The sequence below is a fragment of the Pseudomonas sp. SDO5591_S426 genome (genome assembly GCF_054070755.1).
In genome coordinates, this window is the sequence record NZ_JBSVXD010000038.1 from 1 (window position 1) to 16,893 (window position 16,893).

The 16,893-nt window shown below is 60.8% G+C and carries 15 protein-coding genes; 8 read left to right on the plus strand and 7 right to left on the minus strand.

Annotation, left to right across the window (positions count from 1 at the left end; translation table 11 throughout):
• Positions 1 to 64: 64 nt before the first annotated feature.
• Positions 65 to 946: a LysR substrate-binding domain-containing protein gene (locus ACW9JC_RS10715; RefSeq protein ID WP_457454975.1), complete on the minus strand. Its 882-nt coding sequence runs from the start codon at positions 944 to 946 to the stop codon at positions 65 to 67.
• A gap of 161 nt (positions 947 to 1,107) precedes the next feature.
• On the opposite strand from ACW9JC_RS10715, the gene ACW9JC_RS10720 reads away from it, so the two are divergent.
• From ACW9JC_RS10720 to ACW9JC_RS10745, 6 genes are all read left to right on the plus strand, one after another.
• Entirely contained in the window at positions 1,108 to 2,745 is a 1,638-nt protein-coding gene (locus ACW9JC_RS10720; RefSeq protein ID WP_338582707.1) for a 5-guanidino-2-oxopentanoate decarboxylase, read from the plus strand.
• Positions 2,742 to 4,190 (plus strand): aldehyde dehydrogenase family protein, encoded by a 1,449-nt coding sequence (locus ACW9JC_RS10725; RefSeq protein ID WP_457454976.1) that lies wholly within the window; start codon positions 2,742 to 2,744, stop codon positions 4,188 to 4,190. The genes ACW9JC_RS10720 and ACW9JC_RS10725 overlap by 4 nt, the downstream gene beginning before the upstream one ends.
• Before the next feature lie 296 nt (positions 4,191 to 4,486).
• Complete coding sequence (locus tag ACW9JC_RS10730) at positions 4,487 to 5,590, plus strand: extracellular solute-binding protein (protein ID WP_457454977.1); 1,104 nt, start codon at positions 4,487 to 4,489, stop codon at positions 5,588 to 5,590.
• Between the two features lie 145 nt (positions 5,591 to 5,735).
• Positions 5,736 to 6,644: an ABC transporter permease gene (locus ACW9JC_RS10735; RefSeq protein ID WP_448109155.1), complete on the plus strand. Its 909-nt coding sequence runs from the start codon at positions 5,736 to 5,738 to the stop codon at positions 6,642 to 6,644.
• A complete protein-coding gene (locus ACW9JC_RS10740; RefSeq protein WP_448109154.1) occupies positions 6,641 to 7,489 on the plus strand; it encodes an ABC transporter permease in 849 nt (282 codons plus the stop codon). The genes ACW9JC_RS10735 and ACW9JC_RS10740 overlap by 4 nt, the downstream gene beginning before the upstream one ends.
• A gap of 15 nt (positions 7,490 to 7,504) precedes the next feature.
• Positions 7,505 to 8,560: an ABC transporter ATP-binding protein gene (locus tag ACW9JC_RS10745; protein WP_338582698.1), complete on the plus strand. Its 1,056-nt coding sequence runs from the start codon at positions 7,505 to 7,507 to the stop codon at positions 8,558 to 8,560.
• A 152-nt stretch (positions 8,561 to 8,712) separates the two neighbouring features.
• Here ACW9JC_RS10745 and ACW9JC_RS10750 read toward each other — a convergent pair whose 3' ends face one another.
• Positions 8,713 to 9,642 (minus strand): AraC family transcriptional regulator, encoded by a 930-nt coding sequence (locus tag ACW9JC_RS10750; protein ID WP_457454978.1) that lies wholly within the window; start codon positions 9,640 to 9,642, stop codon positions 8,713 to 8,715.
• Positions 9,643 to 10,069: 427 nt separating this feature from the next.
• Between ACW9JC_RS10750 and ACW9JC_RS10755 the strand changes: the two genes are divergently transcribed.
• Both ACW9JC_RS10755 and ACW9JC_RS10760 read left to right on the plus strand, forming a co-directional pair.
• Entirely contained in the window at positions 10,070 to 10,423 is a 354-nt protein-coding gene (locus tag ACW9JC_RS10755) for an antibiotic biosynthesis monooxygenase family protein (RefSeq protein ID WP_338582694.1), read from the plus strand.
• Positions 10,424 to 10,464: 41 nt separating this feature from the next.
• Positions 10,465 to 10,695 carry a hypothetical protein gene (locus tag ACW9JC_RS10760; protein WP_457454979.1) on the plus strand — a complete coding sequence of 77 codons (231 nt, stop codon included), beginning with the start codon at positions 10,465 to 10,467 and terminating at the stop codon, positions 10,693 to 10,695.
• Here ACW9JC_RS10760 and ACW9JC_RS10765 read toward each other — a convergent pair whose 3' ends face one another.
• The 5 genes from ACW9JC_RS10765 to ACW9JC_RS10785 all read right to left on the minus strand — a co-directional run bounded on the left by ACW9JC_RS10765 (position 10,696) and on the right by ACW9JC_RS10785 (position 16,764).
• Positions 10,696 to 11,328 (minus strand): flavin reductase family protein, encoded by a 633-nt coding sequence (locus ACW9JC_RS10765; RefSeq protein ID WP_457454980.1) that lies wholly within the window; start codon positions 11,326 to 11,328, stop codon positions 10,696 to 10,698.
• Positions 11,329 to 11,485: 157 nt separating this feature from the next.
• Positions 11,486 to 11,701 carry a hypothetical protein gene (locus tag ACW9JC_RS10770; RefSeq protein ID WP_338582690.1) on the minus strand — a complete coding sequence of 72 codons (216 nt, stop codon included), beginning with the start codon at positions 11,699 to 11,701 and terminating at the stop codon, positions 11,486 to 11,488.
• 347 nt (positions 11,702 to 12,048) lie between these two features.
• Complete coding sequence (locus tag ACW9JC_RS10775) at positions 12,049 to 13,368, minus strand: MFS transporter (protein ID WP_448109148.1); 1,320 nt, start codon at positions 13,366 to 13,368, stop codon at positions 12,049 to 12,051.
• A 310-nt stretch (positions 13,369 to 13,678) separates the two neighbouring features.
• Positions 13,679 to 15,004, minus strand: a complete 1,326-nt coding sequence (locus ACW9JC_RS10780) for a sigma-54-dependent transcriptional regulator (protein ID WP_338582686.1) — start codon at positions 15,002 to 15,004, stop codon at positions 13,679 to 13,681.
• On the minus strand, positions 14,998 to 16,764 hold the full coding sequence (locus ACW9JC_RS10785; RefSeq protein WP_457454981.1) for a sensor histidine kinase: 1,767 nt from the start codon (positions 16,762 to 16,764) through the stop codon (positions 14,998 to 15,000). The genes ACW9JC_RS10780 and ACW9JC_RS10785 overlap by 7 nt, the downstream gene beginning before the upstream one ends.
• Positions 16,765 to 16,893 lie beyond the last annotated feature (129 nt).

The following is a 16,893-nucleotide window of genomic DNA, read 5'->3' on the forward strand; positions in this document are numbered from 1 at the left end:
CTTTTGACTTTGATTTTCAAGATCAAAAGATCGCAGCCTTCGGCAGCTCCTACAGAACGTTGTTTCAGCGTGACTGCGCCTGCTCCACCAACCACCCCATCAACTCGCGTAACTTCGGTGAAGGCCCGGGTTTTTCCGGGAACACCAGGTAATACGCCAGTCCCGTAGTCACCTTCAATTCAAACGGCATGACCAGACGCCCGGCATCCAGGTCATCGCCGATCAGCGACCAATCGCCAATCGCCACACCCGTCCCTTGGGACGCCATCGACATCGCCAGATCGAGCGTTTCGAAATGCTGGCCCTTGCCGACATTGGTCAGATGCACATCCGCCGCTTTCAGCCAGGCCTTCCAGTCGCGCTCATCGCGCGTCGGGTGCAGCAGCAGGTGTTGTTGCAGGTCGGCCGGCGTCTGCAAAGCTATTGCCCCGTCGAGCATCGGCCGGGAACACACCGGCGTCAGTTTCTCATCGAAGAGTTTTTGCGACTCCAGCGAAGTGTCCGGCGGCGTGCCGTACATCACCGCTGCATCAAATTGTTCACGATGAAAATCCACACCGTGCTTGACCGTGGTGGTCAGTTCCACCGGCACGTCCGGGCGTTCCTTTTGCCATTGCAACAGTCGCGGCAGCAACCAGCGCATGACGCAGGTCGGCGCCTTGAGTTGCAGGGTTTCGCGCTTCTCGCCGATCTGCTCAACGGCCTCGTCGATCAAACCGAAAATCTGCTGCACCCGTGGCAGCCATTCCCGTCCCTCGGCCGTCAGATCAAGGCCGCGGGCCTGACGAATGAACAGTTCATAACCGAGGAAATCTTCCAGCCCGGCGATCTGTCGGCTCACCGCACCTTGGGTGATGTGAAGTTGCTCGGCGGCCCGGGTGAAATTGCAGCACTGCGCGGTAATCAGAAATGTGTGCAGCGCCGGCAGGGGAGGCAATCGTTTCATTGGGATCCAAGGTATGACGTGAGGACATGGCTAGTATGACTTTTTATCCATTGTTGCGGCTACGTGTCGCCCGTTCCAATGAGGCCATCCCTGGACCTGCGAATCCATCATAAACACAGCGCAGGCCCGGCGTCTCAAATCGAACAAGAAGGGCAATTCACATGGCGACGTGCGGCGAAGTATTGGTCAAGTTACTCGAAGACTACGGTGTTGAGCAGGTGTTCGGCATTCCCGGGGTTCACACCGTGGAGCTGTATCGCGGGCTGGCCCGTTCGAGCATCAACCATGTGACGCCGCGTCACGAACAGGGCGCCGGTTTCATGGCCGACGGCTACGCCCGCACCAGCGGCAAACCGGGTGTGTGCTTCATCATCACCGGCCCTGGCATGACCAACATCACCACCGCGATGGGCCAGGCGTACGCCGATTCGATCCCGATGCTGGTGATTTCCAGCGTGCAATCGCGCAACCAGTTGGGTGGCGGTCGCGGCAAGCTGCATGAGCTGCCGAACCAGGGCGCGCTGTGTGCCGGTGTCGCGGCGTTTTCCCACACGCTGATGTCGGCGTCCGAGTTGCCGGGCGTGCTGGCCCGCGCGTTCTCGCTGTTCCAGGCCGGTCGTCCGCGCCCGGTGCACATCGAAATTCCACTGGACGTGTTGGTTGAAGACGCCGACGACCTGCTCAGCAGCCTGCCGGTGAACATTGACCGCGCCGGTGCTTCGCCGTCGGCCGTTTCGCGTATGACCGAATTGCTGGCCGGCGCCAAGCGTCCGCTGATTCTTGCCGGTGGCGGCGCCATCGATGCCGCCGCCGAGCTGACTGAGCTGGCCGAGTTGCTGGACGCTCCGGTGGCGCTGACCATCAATGCCAAGGGCATGCTCGAATCCGCTCACCCGCTGCTGATCGGTTCGACCCAGAGCCTGGTCGCCACCCGTGCGCTGGTCGCCGAAGCCGACGTGGTTCTGGCCATCGGCACCGAGCTGGCCGAGACCGACTACGACGTCACCTTCGCCGGTGGTTTCGAGATTCCCGGCAAGCTGCTGCGCATCGATATCGACCCGGACCAGACCGTGCGCAATTACCCGCCGCACGTGGCATTGGTCTCAGACTCGCGCAACGCCGCTCAGGCACTGCTCAGCGCGTTGTCGCACAAGTCGCTGGCCGAGCGCCGCAACGATTGGGGCCAAGTGCGCGCCGCACGTCTGCGTGAAGAACTGGCCGCGAGCTGGGATGCACCGACCCTGGCCCAGACCCGTTTTCTCGAAACCGTTTTGCATGAATTGCCGAACGCCGTGTTCGTCGGCGATTCGACCCAACCGGTGTACACCGGCAATCTGACGTTCAACCCGGAGCGCCCGCGTCGCTGGTTCAACTCGTCCACCGGTTACGGCACCCTCGGTTACGCCTTGCCGGCGGCGATTGGCGCCTGGCTCGGTGGCAGCACTGAGAGCGGCGCGCGTCCGCCAGTGGTCTGCCTGATCGGCGACGGCGGCCTGCAATTCACCCTGCCGGAACTGGCCAGCGCCGTAGAAGCACGCACCCCGGTGATCGTGCTGCTGTGGAATAACCAGGGCTACGAAGAGATCAAGAAATACATGGTCAACCGCGCCATCGAGCCGGTTGGCGTCGACATCTACACCCCGGATTTCATCGGTGTAGCCAAGGCACTGGGTTGCGCTGCCGAGGCAGTCAGCGGCGTCGAGCAACTGCGCGGTGCGCTGCGTGCAGCCACTGATCGCCAAGGCCCGACCCTGATCGAAATCGATCAGACCGAGTGGATGAAGGCGGTGTCGAAATGACCTTCCCGACTACCCTGGATGGCCTGTTCATCGACGGCCAATGGTCGGCCGGCAACGAGCACCTGCGCGTAATCAACCCGGCGACCGAAGCGCTGCTGACCACCGTCGTGGGCGGTGATGAGCAGGCGGTCGATCAAGCGGTCAGCGCTGCGACCCGAGCCTTCGCCGACTGGTCGAAAACCACTGGCGCCGAACGCGGCGCGATCCTGCGCAAAATCGCTGCTGGCGTGCAGGCCGGTCGTGAGCAGTTGATGCATTTGCAATCGAGCAACAACGGCAAGCCACAGTTCGAAGCGGCCATCGACGTCGATGACGTGATCGCCACGTTCGAGTATTACGCCGGTCTGGCTGAGGGGCTCGACGCCAAGCAAGACAGCGCGGTAGAGCTGCCGACCGACGATTTCAGCGCTCGCTTGCGCCGTGAGCCGTGCGGTGTGGTCGGCCTGATCGTGCCGTGGAATTTCCCGATGGTCACCACCGCGTGGAAACTCGCCCCGGCGCTGGCCGCCGGTTGCTGCGTGGTGCTCAAGCCTTCTGAAGTGACACCGCTGCCGGAGCTGGAACTGGCGGCGATCATCGCCGAAGCAGGCTTGCCGGCCGGCGTGTTCAACGTGGTGTGCGGCACCGGCCTGGCCGTTGGCGCGCCACTGTCGGCTGACCCGCGTATCGCCAAGATTTCCTTCACCGGCAGCAACGCGGTGGGCGTGCAGGTCATGCAGCGCGCAGCAGAAACCGTCAAAGGCGTGAGCCTGGAACTGGGCGGCAAATCTTCGCTGCTGGTGCTGGCCGATGCCGATCTCGAATTGGCGGTGGAAGTGGCCTGTGGCGGCGGTTTTTTCAACGCCGGGCAGATGTGCTCCGCCACCAGCCGCGTGCTGGTCGCCGATGAACTGGCCGATGAATTCCTCACCCGTTTGAAGGCGCGTGCCGAAGCGATTCGAGTAGCCGATCCGTTCGACCCGAATGTGGAAATGGGTGCACTGGTCAATCAGGCGCAATACCAACGCGTGCTCGGCCATATCGATCGTGGTTTGAGTGCCGGCGCCAAGTTGATTTGCGGCGGCAATCGTCCGGCGGATCTGCCGCGCGGATATTTTTTGCAGCCGACGATTTTCACCGAAGTGCCCCTCGACAGTGCGCTGTGGTGTGAAGAGATTTTCGGCCCGGTGATTTGCGTGCGCAGTTTCGCCTCCGAAGCCGAGGCGATTGCCCTGGCCAACGACAGCCAGTTCGGTCTGGTGGCCAGTGTGGTCACGCGCAATGCCGAAGCCGCCGACCGCGTCGCCAATGCTTTGCAGGCGGGGCTTGTGTGGATCAACGCGCCGCAGGTGATCTTCCCGCAGACCGCCTGGGGTGGCTACAAGCAGAGCAGCATCGGCCGTGAATTGGGACCGTGGGGCTTGCAGGCTTTTCAGGAAATCAAACACGTGATTCGGGCTGTCTGACGCCTCTCACTGTAGGAGCGAGCCTGCTCGCGATGGACGTAAACGATGACGCGGGATTGCCTGGAAATACACGGCGCCCGTGCACCCATCGCGAGCAGGCTCGCTCCTACATGAGGCATGCGCCGGGGTCATGGCTTCAATGAGTTTTTATCGATAGTCAGCGGTTTAGCGCAACCTCAGGATGAACTCACTGGTTCAATCAACCTCCCGAAAATAGAGGGGTAAACGCTGACCCAGTCGCGCGGATGCAACAGTTTCGACCTGCCTTATACCTACAAAAACAAAGGGAGTCCGTAATGGGCGAGCATGATCTGAACAGACGTCAATTCATCAAGACCGTGGGCGTAGCCTCGGTTGCAGCGGCCGCCATGAGCTTGCCGTTCGTCAAGGCCAATGCCAGCGATACACGCTTCACTGGCAAGACCCTGCGTCTGCTGACCTGGTCCGACGACACTGGTCTGGCTGCACTGCGCAACATCGCAGCAACCTTCGAAGACAAGTACGGTTGCAAGGTCATCGCCGACCGCACCGGCAGTACCTCGGAAATGGTCGCCAAACTCAAGGCCGGCGGTGATCGTCCGCAGTACGACATCATCACCCTGGCTGGCGTCGGCGCCGAAGGTCTGGCCGCCGCCGACCTGCTGGAAAAACCCGACCTCAACCGCATTCCCAACCTGGTTGACGTGCCGGAGAAATACCGCACTGGCGCCAATGGCCACGGCATCGGTTACCTGCTGTGGTGCAACAGCCTGGTCTACAGCACCCGCACCCAGAAAGAAGCCCCAACCAGCTACGCCTCCCTGTGGGACGCCGACGCGGCACCGAACATTTTCCTGCCGCCGCCGAACTGGACCGAGGCCATGGACCTGATCATCATCGCCGCCAAACTGGCCGGTGGTGACGAGCACAACATCGAGCCGGGCTTCAAGAAACTCGCCGAACTGAAAGACCGCGTGGTGACCCTCGGCGAAAACCCGAACCAGATCGCCGAGCTGTTCCGCACCGGCTCCCTGGACATGGGTGGCCTGTACGCCCCGGCCTTCTTCCCGAAACAGATCCGCGATCCGGCCTACGGCCTGGGCGCCACGTTCGGCATGAAGGAAGGTTTCTACACCGACCTTATGCTCTCGGTAATGCCGAAGAATCGTCCGGGCGACACCGACATGGCCTACGCCTTCATCAACCATTCTCTGGACCCGCTGGTGCAGGGCAAGATGGCTGAGGACATCTACAACGGCCCGGTCAACGCCAAGGCGATCATCTCCGCCGAAGCGCGCAAGAGCCCGTACATCCTCACACCGGAGCAGATCGCCGAGAAGGCGATCATGCACGACAACGCCTTCCTGGCCTCCGTGCATGACCAATGGATTCGTCGTTACACGGAAATCTTTTCTTCCTGATCCGTAGGAGCTGCCGAAGGCCGCGATCTTTTGATCCTGCTCTTCGGTGGCTTTGAAAAAGATCAAAAGATCGCAGCCTGCGGCAGCTCCTACAGGGGGCCGTGAGCGCTGAATTTCTGATCTTCCATTGACGAGACCCTTTGCTATGGAACACCAACCTTTGACCCATCCGGTCAGCGCCGCTGTGTCGCGCCCGCGCTTCGGCGTTTCGCCGACCGCGCGGGCCTGGTTTTTCCTCTCGCCGTCGATGCTGTTTCTCGGCGTGCTGATCGCTGCCAGCCTGTTGGTCCTGCGCATGAGCGTGGGTACCAAGGGTGCGGAATGGTCCGGGTTCAGCCTGGCCAGCTACGCCCAGTTGCTGGAACCCTACTACCTCAAATCGCTGATGCTGACGCTGCGCCTGGCGCTGATCAGCGCGGTGATCGCCGTGATTCTGGCGATCCCGGTGGCCTACACCATGTCGCGCCTGACCTCGCCCTTCGTGCGACGGATTTTCCTGGCGGCGGTGCTGCTGCCATTGCTGGTCAACCTGCTGCTGCAAAGCTACGGCTGGCTGGTGATTCTCGGCCCCGGCGGCATGCTCAACCAGACATTGATGGGCCTGGGCCTGATCAAGCGCCCGATCATGCTGTTGTACAACCAGAACGGCGTATTGATGGGCCTGGTGCAGACCGCTTTCCCGCTGGCCGTGTTGCCGATCGCCAGCGCCATGCGCGGCGTCGCCCGCAGCTACGAAGAAGCCGCCGCGACCTTAGGCGCCAGTCGCTTCCAGGTGTTCCGCCAAGTGGTGTTGCCGATGAGTCTGCCGGGGATCATCACCGGCGCGACGCTGGTATTCGCCTACAACGCCAGCAGTTTCGTGGTGCCGTTGCTGCTCGGTGGTCGCCGCGTGCCGATGCTCGCGGTGATGGTGCATGACCAGATCGCCCCGCTGATGAACTGGCCCGCCGCGTCGGCCGCCGGTGTGGTGCTGATCGTCACCACCCTCGCGATCATGACTTTGTCCGAATACATCACCGGCCGTCGTCGGCGCATGCTGGAGGCTTCGCAATGAGTACCCTGACCAAGAAGCGCCAGTCGCTGTTGCCGGGTGACACCGGCAAGTTCGCCGGCATCCTCTCCGGCTTCATCCTGCTGTTGGCGGTGTTGCCGATCCTGACCATGATCGTCATGTCCTTCAGCGGCGCATCGAACCTCGACTTCCCGCCGAGCAGCTACAGCCTGCAATGGTACAAGGCTGCCTGGAACACCTTCGTCTCGCCGGATTCCAGCGACGTGCTGAGCCTCGGCCAAGCCATGACCACCAGCCTGATGGTGTCGTGCCTGACCATGATTTTTGCCACGCTGATCGCGGTGCCCGCGGCTTACGCGCTGACCCGTTGCGAGTTCCGCGGCAAGGCCGTGGCGATGCAACTGATGTCGTTGCCGCTGGTGTTCCCGATGGTGGTGTTGGGCCTGGCGTTGCTGCTGGTGTTCGACAGCCTGCCGTTCCACATGACCACCTCGCGGCTGGTGATTGCCCACGTAATTCTCGCGCTGCCATTCGTGGTGAAAAACTGCACGGCGGCGATGCTCTCCATCGGCACGGAAGTCGAGGAGGCCGCGCAAATGCTCGGCGCTTCACCGATGCGGGCGATCATCGATGTGGTGGTGCCGTTGATGAAGTCGGGGATTCTGGCGGGCATGCTGTTGGCGTTCATCGTCTCGTTCAACGAATTCACTGTGACCTATTTCCTCTACACCATCGACGTCATGACCGTGCCGATCTGGATGTACAGCCGCACCGTGTCCTCGCTCGATCCAACCGTATTTTCGTTTGCCGTGCTGATCGTGCTGATCGACTTCGTCCTGATCTGGGCGCTGGAGAAGCTGGTCGGTGAAGGTGGCGTTTCGTTCTGATTCTTGAGGTGATTTATGTCTGGTCTGATTCTGGAAAACGTCGAGAAACACTACGGCTCGGCCTGCGCGGTAAAGGATGTGAACCTGCATTTGCCTGAGGGCAAACTGGTGTGTTTCCTCGGGCCGTCGGGCTGCGGCAAAACCACGTTGCTGCGGATGATTGCCGGGCTGGAAACCCTGACCGGCGGCGAGATCCGCCTGGATGGCGAAGACATCGGCCACACCCCGGCGCACCTGCGTAACTTCGGCATGGTGTTCCAGTCGCTGGCGCTGTTCCCGCACATGACCGTGGGCGAAAACATCGCTTATCCGCTGAAACTTCGCGGGGTCAGCAAGGCTGACCAGCAGGCGCGGGTGGTGGAGTTGCTGGAACTGATTCAGCTGCAACCGATGATCAATCGTCCGGTGGCCAAACTCTCCGGCGGCCAGCGTCAGCGCGTGGCGATTGCCCGGGCGATCGCCAATCACCCGAAAATCCTGTTGCTCGACGAACCGCTGTCGGCGCTGGACGCCAAGCTGCGCGAGTCGATGCAAGTGGAAATCCGTCAACTGCAACAACGGCTGAACATCACCACCATCATGGTGACTCACGACCAGCGTGAGGCCATGACCATGGCCGATATCGTGGTCGTGCTGGGTGAGCACAAGGTGCAGCAGGTGGGCACGCCGATTGAAATCTACCGCCATCCGGCCAACGAATTCGTCGCCGACTTCATCGGCTCCGGCAACATCTTCCCGGCCACGGCGCTGGGCGACGGCAAGGTCAGCCTGCCGGGCGGCGATGCGCTGCAAGTGCCGATCTGCAGCAGCATTGTCGTCGGTGAGAAAGTGAAGATGCTGATTCGCCCGGAAGACCTGCAACTGTCGGCACCGCAGGCGACGGCGGGCAATCGCTTGCTGGGCAAGGTGACGTTTGTGCGGGATATTGGTGCGACCATCGAGACGACGGTGGAGTGTTCCGGGGTTTCGTTTACGGCGCTGAGCACGCCGTGTCAGGGGTTTGGTTTGAGTGTTGGGCATCCGGTGTCGGTGACATTGCCGGCCGAGGCTTGCCGGGTACTCGGGGCCTGATCCAGGATTTCTATTGCCTCAGTTGGCCTCATCGCTGGCAAGCCAGCTCCCACAGGGTTCGGTGGTGTTCATACAATTTTGTGGCCACCAATTAACTTTGTGGGAGCTGGCTTGCCAGTGATGGGGCCATCAGCCACACAAAAAATGCTGGATCAGACTGACAACCGCAACCGCGCCAAATCCCTCAACGGCGGTGCCCCGAACAACCGACTGTATTCGCGGCTGAATTGCGACGGGCTTTCATACCCGACCCGATAACCCGCCGCCGAAGCCTCCAACCCTTCCGCCAGCATCAACCGCCGCGCTTCCTGCAACCGCAACTGCTTCTGATACTGCAACGGACTCATCGCCGTCATCGCCTTGAAGCGGTGATGCAGCGTCGACACGCTCAAATTCACTTCCTTGGCCAGATCATCGATGCGCAGCGGTTGCTCATAGTTGCCGTTGAGCCACTTGATCGCCTGACTGATGCGATGGCTCTGACTGTTGGCGATAGCGATTTCATACAGCCGATGGCCCTGCTTGCTGCGCAATAGCCGATAGAGAATCTCCCGACGGATCAGCGGCGCGAGCATGGCGATGTCTTTCGGCGTGTCGAGCAAACGTGCCAGGCGCAGTACGGCGTCGAGCATCGCGGTATCCAGCCGTTCGACATACAGCCCGCGCCCGGTCGGCCGGGTGGGCACGCCGATTGGGCCGGCGTCGGCGATCAACGCGGAAATTTCCGCCGGGTCGATGTCCAGGCGCACGGCGAGGATCGGTTCATCGGCCGAGACGTCCACCACTCGACCACTCAGGGGCATCGAAACCGAGACCACCAGGTAATTCAGCGGATCGTAATTGAAGAACTCATCGGCCAGCCGAACTTCCTTGCGGCCCTGCGCCATGATGCACAACGCCGGTTGCGCGAGGACCGGGGCGAACTCGTGGTTTTGGCTATGACGTGACATGAAGAGCGAGTCGACAGCAGTGGCATAACTGCCATCTTCGGCGGTGTTGCGACGGATGATCGCCGCCAGTTCCACGCGCTGCTTCTCCATCTCGGTGTCCAGCGGGGCTTGAAAGTGATCGAGCGACGACATGCAAGGCATCCTCGGCAGGGCAGGAGTGATGGGGCAGAGCATATGTTTGTGCAAGCCGCAGCGGTAGACACATCCTGTCGAATGCTTGCCTGATTCTGCACGAGGCGTGTTCCTGACCAAGCATGGCTAACGCGCAGACGGGTTTCAAATAACACGGATAACCCTGTAGGAGCTGCCGCAGGCTGCGATCTTTTGATTTTGAGATGAACGTCAAAAGATCGCAGCCTTCGGCAGCTCCTACATAAAACTCGTATGGCAGAACCGTGACAGGGTTTTACACATTGTTACAGGTAGTCGGCGCACTCTCGCAGGATTGTGCAACGCACCGGCAGGAATCGACTAACGACCCAAGCGTATCGGCCCTTAACCTTTGATCCTGTCGCAGCCCGTCCCCCGGCTGCAACGCGACTCCCCGGGAGGGTTGAACATGTCTAAGCAGATCCCCGTCAGTCATATGGCTTTCGTTCGAGCACGCGCCGGGCGTTCTCAAGAACTGGGTTTGCGCCTGAGTGCGCTGATCGAGCCATCCCGCGCCGCGCCAGGCTGCCTGAGCTTTGCCTTGCAGCACTCGCAATGCGATCCGGAGCTGTGGCTGGTGTCCGGCTTCTGGACTCATCAACAGGCCATGACCGCATACTTCAGCACGCCGGCCATGGAGATTTTTGCCGAGCTGGTGCAGGAACTGGTGGTCAACAGCCTGGATTTCCACACCTTCAAGGATGTGTCGGCGGCGCAAGCTCTGCGCCAGTCCGGAGCAGCGGTACACAAACTGGCCGGTTGAGGGTTTAATGGCAGCATTCTCAACTAGCCAGGATGCGCGACATGGCACGCAAAGCCTTTGAAACCTTCGAAGCCGTATCGGCTGTGATCCCCCGCGAAGGCGGGTATTACGCGGCAATCGCCACCAAAGCCATCGGCGGCGCGGGTGCGCCTCGCTTCAACAAACTGCTGGAAGAACAGACCTTCAAGACCGCCAGAGAAGCGGACGAAGCTGCCGCGCTGCAACTGACGCACCTCAAGGGCGTCGAGGAAGACGGCGGGCTGATCTGGTAATCACTTCTTTGCCGCTCCCGGGCGGTACATCTTGAACAATGCCTCAGGCCCCAGCTGGAAATAATCCGCCGGCCCGCCGCCGCGCAGAATCGGTTCTGCCGCGGCGGTGTCGTACACCCCATCCTTCAACAGCCACTTGGCGATATGCACGGCGACCACCTCGCCGAGAATCAGCCAACTCGGCACCACATTCCCGTCGGCTCGCTGCAACTGAATGATCTGCGTGACCTTGCATTCGAAGGACACCGGGCTTTCGGCGACTCGCGGCACCTGAATGACTTTCGATGACACCGTGGTCAGTCCGGACAGTTCGAACTCATCGACCTCCGGTCCGACCATGGCGCAACTCTGGTTCATCTGCTCGGCCAGTGGCCGGGTCGCCAGGTTCCAGGCGAATTCACCGGTCTGTTCAATGTTGTTCAGGCTGTCTTTGCGCCCGATGCTGGAAAAACCAATGATCGGCGGGATGTAGTTGAAGGCGGTGAAAAAGCTGTAAGGCGCCAGGTTCAACCGGCCCTCGGCATCCTGTGAAGAAATCCAGCCGATGGGCCGCGGGCCGACGATCGCGTTGAACGGATCGTGAGGCAGGCCGTGACCGTTGGCGGGTTCGTAAAAGTGGATGTCGTCGGGCATGGGCCGTGATCCTTGAGGCTGCTTTCGAATAGGCAGCAATAGTGCAAGGGCCTGCCGGTGATTTCCAGTTGAACAAGTAACCCAGGCCGCAGATTTGTGTTCCCCCAGAAATGACTAAGCCCGGCCGAAGCCGGGCTGTGGGTGCCGCTTGAGTGACTTAGCTGACGGTTGCGCCGCCAGTACGGTCGTAGCCATCTTCAGCGACGGTTGCGCCGCCGGTACGGTCGTAGCCATCAGCGGCGACAGTGGCGGAACCGGTGCGGTCATAGCCGTCTGCTGCGACAGCGGAACCGGTACGGTCGAAACCGTCGGCGGCGAAGGTGTTGGCGGCCAGGACGGACAGGGCGATGGCGAGGAACAGTTTGGTTTTCATCTTCATTTCTCCAGGTTCTTTGGCGTTTTGTCTCTTGGGCATGGGTTTCATGCTACGCCAATTAAACTGATTAAAAAGCGCAAAATAATGCTAAAAACAATCGATTAAATAGATATTAAGGCCATCAGATTTTTCCGCTTTCAGGGACTGAATGGGCGCATCGCAGCTAATCGATCAGACCGTTTCAGGATGGTGGGCGAGCATTAACTCGTGATTAATCCGCCGCGCTGCGTAGGTAACAAATTATTTAATCGGTGCTGCACGGATGACGCGCAAGGCGCTTTTTCAGCAACAAAAAAAGGGGCAGATCCCGACGATCTGCCCCTTTCGGTGTAACGCGTGTGGACTTAGTCCGTGACGATCCGCGAATGCTTGCGGGTGTCTTTCATGGTGATGTACACCAGCAAGGACACGGCGATGCACGCGGTGACATACCAGTAGTAACCGGTTTCCATGCCGATGCTCTTGAACCACAGCGCGATGTATTCAGCGGTGCCGCCGAAGATCGATACGGTCAGTGCATACGGCAGGCCAACGCCCAGGGCGCGGATTTCGGTCGGGAACAGTTCAGCTTTCACCACCGCGTTGATCGAGGTGTAGCCGCTGACGATGATCAGCGCCGCCATGATCAGGAAGAAGGCGCCCCACCAGGTCGTGATGGTGTGCAGGGTGGTGAGGATCGGCACGGTGAACAGCGTACCCAGAATGCCGAAGGCAATCAGGATTGGCCGGCGACCGATTTTATCCGACAGCCCGCCGATGATCGGTTGCAGGCACATGAACAGGAACAGCGTGGCGGCGGAAATGGTGGTGGAGTCGGAGATGCTCATGCCGACGGTGTTCACCAGGTATTTCTGCATGTAGGTGGTGTAGGTGTAGAACGCCAGCGTACCACCCATGGTCAGGCCGACCACGGTCATCAGTTCCTTCGGATGGCGCATCAAGGTGCGCATGGCGCTTTCCTTGGCCTTTTCTTTCTTGGTGAAAGACTCGGTTTCTTCCATGCCGCGACGCAGGTACAGCGCAACCACTGCACATAGTGCGCCGATGGCGAACGGGATGCGCCAGCCCCAGGCGTACAGTTCCTCGGTGGTCAGAATGTTTTGCAGCACGATCAGCACGCCCAGTGCTATGAGCTGACCGGAGATCAGGGTCACGTATTGGAAGCTGGAGAAGAAACCGCGACGTTCCTTGGTCGCCATCTCACTCAGGTAAGTGGCGGAGGTGCCGTATTCGCCGCCGACCGACAGGCCTTGCAGCAAACGGGCGAACACCAGCAGGATCGGCGCGCCGATGCCGATGGTTTCGTAGCCCGGGCTCAGGGCGATCAGCAGCGAGCCGAAGCACATCAGGTAGACCGAGGCCATGAGGGCTTTTTTACGTCCGACCTTGTCGGCATACAGGCCCATCAACCAGCCACCGATCGGGCGCATCAGGAAGCCCACGGCGAAGATCGCGGCGGTGTTCAGCAGTTGTGCGGTGGTGTCGCCTTTAGGGAAAAAGGCTTTGGCGAAGTACAGGGAGAAGGCGGCATAGACGTACCAGTCATACCATTCGACCATGTTGCCGACCGAGCCGCTGAAGATCGACTTGATGCGACTGCTGGTGGTTCTTTCTTTAGCCGGCACGGCAGCCGACCCAAGGGGCAGGGCGTTGGAGTTATCCATTGAAGGATCCTTCGTTTAATTGTTTTTGTGGAGCGCGATTAAACGCAGCCTGCGGGGGCTATAGCAGGAGCTGTGCCAACGGGGAGAGGGCCGGTTTAGAGGGGGTATGGCGGTTTGGTGAGCGGAAATCCGCTTATGTTTGGTTGGGTGTGAGCGGAAAACTGCTGATTGGATTCATGAATTTTCAGTGCCTGCTCTGGACTCATCGCTGGCAAGCCAGCTCCCACAGTGTCCGAGTTGCATGCAGAAAGTTGTGCACGACACAAAACCTGTGGGAGCTGGCCTGCCAGCGATGAGGCCCTTCCAGACGCTACAGGAACATCTCTCTGCTCAACCCATGCCGCTGCATCTTTTCATTGAACGTGCGACGCGGCAGTTGCAGCTCTTCAAGCACCGCTTTCACATCGCCCTTGTGCCGGGTCAACGCCGCGCGCAGGCATTGCGCTTCAAAGGCTTCCTGCTGCGCCGCCAGTGACTGCCCCGGCTCGATACCGGCCGGTACGGGCTCGCCTAGCCCCAACACCTGGCGTTCGGCGACGTTCGCCAGTTCGCGCACATTACCCGGCCAGTCGTGGCTCAGCAGATGGCTCAATTGCGGGCCGCTCAAGGGCGCAAACGTCCGACCCAAACGCTCGGCGGCACTCTGGGCGAACGCTTCGTACAACAAGGGAATGTCTTCACGGCGGTCGCGTAACGGTGGCAGGCGCAATTCGGCAACGTTCAAGCGATAAGCCAGGTCTTCACGAAAGCGCCCGGCCCGCGCTTCATCGAGCAGGTCCGGTTTGGTTGCGGCGATGATGCGCAGATCCACGCGGATGCTCTGGTTCGAGCCCAGACGCTCGAGCTTCTGCTCTTGCAGCACCCGCAGTAATTTCACCTGCTGCGCCAGCGGCATGCTTTCGATTTCATCGAGAAACAGCGTGCCGCCGTCGGCGTATTCGAGTTTGCCGATGCGCTTGCCTTGGGCGCCGGTGAATGCACCGCTTTCGTGGCCGAACAGCTCAGCTTCAAACAGTTGCTCGGGGATGGCTGCGCAGTTCAAGGCGACGAAGGGTTTGTCGGCGCGCGGCCCGAAGTCGTGCAGGCAACGGGCGACCAGCTCCTTGCCGCTGCCGGTTTCGCCGCGGATCAGCACGTTGACCGGCAGCGCTGCCAGATCCAGCACTTGCCGGCGCAACGTTTGCAAGCCTCGGGATACGCCCAGCAGCGTCGTATCGAGTTTGGCGCGGTTGTCTGCCTGTTCATGCAATGCACGGTTTTCCAGGACCAAGCTGCGCTTGTCCAGCGCCCGCCGCAAGCTGCCGAGCAGGGTCTCGGGGCTAAAGGGTTTTTCGAGAAAGTCGTAGGCGCCATCGCGCATCGCATCGACGGCCATTGGCACGTCACCGTGGCCGGTCAGCAGGATCACCGGCAAATCGGCATCGCGTCGCTGCACCTCGGCCAACAGTTCAAGGCCGGTCATGCCCGGCATGCGCACGTCGCTGAGAATCACCCCGGCGAAATGCTTCGGCAATTGCGCCAGGCACTCGTCGGCCCGGCTGAACAACTGCACTTCGAACCCCGACAGGCTCAACCATTGCTCGACGGCACTGCGGATGCTGCTTTCGTCGTCGACCACCATTACTGAGTTCAGCATGGTTCAGGAACCTCCAGGTCGATGGGCAAGGTCAGGGCGAACACTGCGCCGTTGCCATGATTGTCGGCCGTCAGGCGACCGCCCGATTCGTGAACGATGGCGAACGAAACCGCCAGGCCGATCCCCAAGCCATCGCCCACCGGTTTGGTGGTGAAAAACGGATCGAACACCTTGGCCAGGTTTTCTTCGGCGATGCCGCTGCCGTTGTCGATCACGCTCAATCGCCACAATTGTTCTTCGGCTTCGAGACGGATTTCCAGGCGCTTGCAGGGCTTGTCCTGCATCGCATCCAGAGCGTTGCGCAGCAGATTGATCAGCACCTGTTCCAGACGAATCGCATCGCCGCGCACCCAAGCCGGGCGCGTCAGGTGCAGCACCGTGCTGACCTGTTCGTCGCGTAACCGCGTGTCGAGCAGGTGCAGCGACTGGTCAACCACCGCTGCCAGATCGAGACGTTCGCGCAAGCCGCTGGGGCTTTTGCGGGCGAATGTTTTCAGGTGGCCGGTGAGGGCGGCCATGCGCGTCAGCATGTCGTCCACCGGTTTGAGCGCCTTGTACGCGTCGTCGACCCGACCGTGATCGAGCAGCAGCCTCAGCGTAGCAAGCTGCATGCGCTGCGCCGTCAGCGGCTGATTGATCTCGTGGGCCAGCGCCGCCGACATCTGCCCGAGGGCGGCAAGTTTGGCCGATTGCACCAGCCCTTCCTGGGCGGTGCGCAGGTCGCGGGTGCGCTCTTCCACCAATTGCTCAAGCTCCTCGCGGCTGCGCTGGCGCAGTTTCGCCAAGCGCCAGCGCTGGTTGAGGAACAGCAGCAGAAACACCAGTGTCAGCCACAAACCGGCAGCGGCGAGTGCGGCGTTGCGGCTGTCTTCGAAGGCAACATGTGGACGGCGCAGCAAGTGCAACGTCCAGCCTTCGGCAGCCAGTGGCAAGGATTCCCACAGGTAATCGGCGTTGCCGTCCGGGCCCTTGACCCGCGCCAGTTCGCTGTTGTCGTCGAAGCGGCGCATTGACTGGTACTCAAGCGGCGTAAGAGGCTGCTTGTCGTATTGACGGGTGGCCTTGAGTTCGGCGTGATCGCTGTCGCTCAGCGGTTTCAAGTGGCGATAGCGCCAGCCCGGCTGGTTGGCGATGAAGATGATCCCGCGAGCATCGCTGACCAGCAGCGTGTCGTTGCCCTGGCGCCATTCGCGTTCCAGTTCCGGAAACTCCAGTTTCACCACCATCGCGCCGAGGAACTGGCCGTCGTCGTTGGTGACGGCGCTGGACAGGAAGTAACCGGGAATGCCGCTGGTCACCCCAACCGCGTAAAAGCGCCCGGTGCCTTGGGTGCGGGTCTGGCTGAAGTAAGGGCGGAAACCGTAATTGTGGCCGACGTAACTGCTGGGTAACCGCCAGTTGCTTGCTGCCACGGCCAAGCCGGTTTGATCGAGCAGTTCCAGGGTCGAGGACTCGGCGGCACCGTTGATCTTTTCCAGTTTACGGTTCAGCAGATCCTGTTGCTCGGGGCCTATCGGGCCTTTGAGCGCGTCGCGCAATTGCGGGTCCAGCGCCAGCACCGAGGGCAGGGCGCGGTACCGCTCGATCAGAGTGTGCAGGGAGGTGGCGTACAACGCCAATTGCTGGTTGGCGCGAGCCGCGTCTTCGACCATTGACTGACGCACGGTGTGGCGCATGGCCAAGGTGGCCGCGATGGCAGCACCGGCAATGATCAATACGGTATAGAGCGCCAGGCGCAGGGATCGGGAAGTCGGGAGCATGCGTTTGGCAACAGGCAAAAATCAGGGGGAGCACCATACCATGTGAACGGCGCTGATCTCTCGATGGAACCTGTGTGGCGGCGCTGGTTTTATTGCATGGGTCGTTTGTCGATGCGGATTTCTTCCGGC

Excerpts from the sequence above, each read along its gene's own strand:
- ACW9JC_RS10730 (WP_457454977.1), top strand. The coding sequence starts at position 4,487 with ATGGGCGAGCATGATCTGAACAGACGTCAATTCATCAAGACCGTGGGC.
- ACW9JC_RS10785 (WP_457454981.1), bottom strand. The coding sequence starts at position 16,764 with ATGCTCCCGACTTCCCGATCCCTGCGCCTGGCGCTCTATACCGTATTG.
- ACW9JC_RS10780 (WP_338582686.1), bottom strand. The coding sequence starts at position 15,004 with ATGCTGAACTCAGTAATGGTGGTCGACGACGAAAGCAGCATCCGCAGT.
- ACW9JC_RS10765 (WP_457454980.1), bottom strand. The coding sequence starts at position 11,328 with ATGCCCGACGACATCCACTTTTACGAACCCGCCAACGGTCACGGCCTG.
- ACW9JC_RS10740 (WP_448109154.1), top strand. The coding sequence starts at position 6,641 with ATGAGTACCCTGACCAAGAAGCGCCAGTCGCTGTTGCCGGGTGACACC.
- ACW9JC_RS10720 (WP_338582707.1), top strand. The coding sequence starts at position 1,108 with ATGGCGACGTGCGGCGAAGTATTGGTCAAGTTACTCGAAGACTACGGT.
- ACW9JC_RS10775 (WP_448109148.1), bottom strand. The coding sequence starts at position 13,368 with ATGGATAACTCCAACGCCCTGCCCCTTGGGTCGGCTGCCGTGCCGGCT.
- ACW9JC_RS10725 (WP_457454976.1), top strand. The coding sequence starts at position 2,742 with ATGACCTTCCCGACTACCCTGGATGGCCTGTTCATCGACGGCCAATGG.
- ACW9JC_RS10715 (WP_457454975.1), bottom strand. The coding sequence starts at position 946 with ATGAAACGATTGCCTCCCCTGCCGGCGCTGCACACATTTCTGATTACC.
- ACW9JC_RS10735 (WP_448109155.1), top strand. The coding sequence starts at position 5,736 with ATGGAACACCAACCTTTGACCCATCCGGTCAGCGCCGCTGTGTCGCGC.
- ACW9JC_RS10745 (WP_338582698.1), top strand. The coding sequence starts at position 7,505 with ATGTCTGGTCTGATTCTGGAAAACGTCGAGAAACACTACGGCTCGGCC.
- ACW9JC_RS10760 (WP_457454979.1), top strand. The coding sequence starts at position 10,465 with ATGGCACGCAAAGCCTTTGAAACCTTCGAAGCCGTATCGGCTGTGATC.
- ACW9JC_RS10770 (WP_338582690.1), bottom strand. The coding sequence starts at position 11,701 with ATGAAAACCAAACTGTTCCTCGCCATCGCCCTGTCCGTCCTGGCCGCC.
- ACW9JC_RS10755 (WP_338582694.1), top strand. The coding sequence starts at position 10,070 with ATGTCTAAGCAGATCCCCGTCAGTCATATGGCTTTCGTTCGAGCACGC.
- ACW9JC_RS10750 (WP_457454978.1), bottom strand. The coding sequence starts at position 9,642 with ATGTCGTCGCTCGATCACTTTCAAGCCCCGCTGGACACCGAGATGGAG.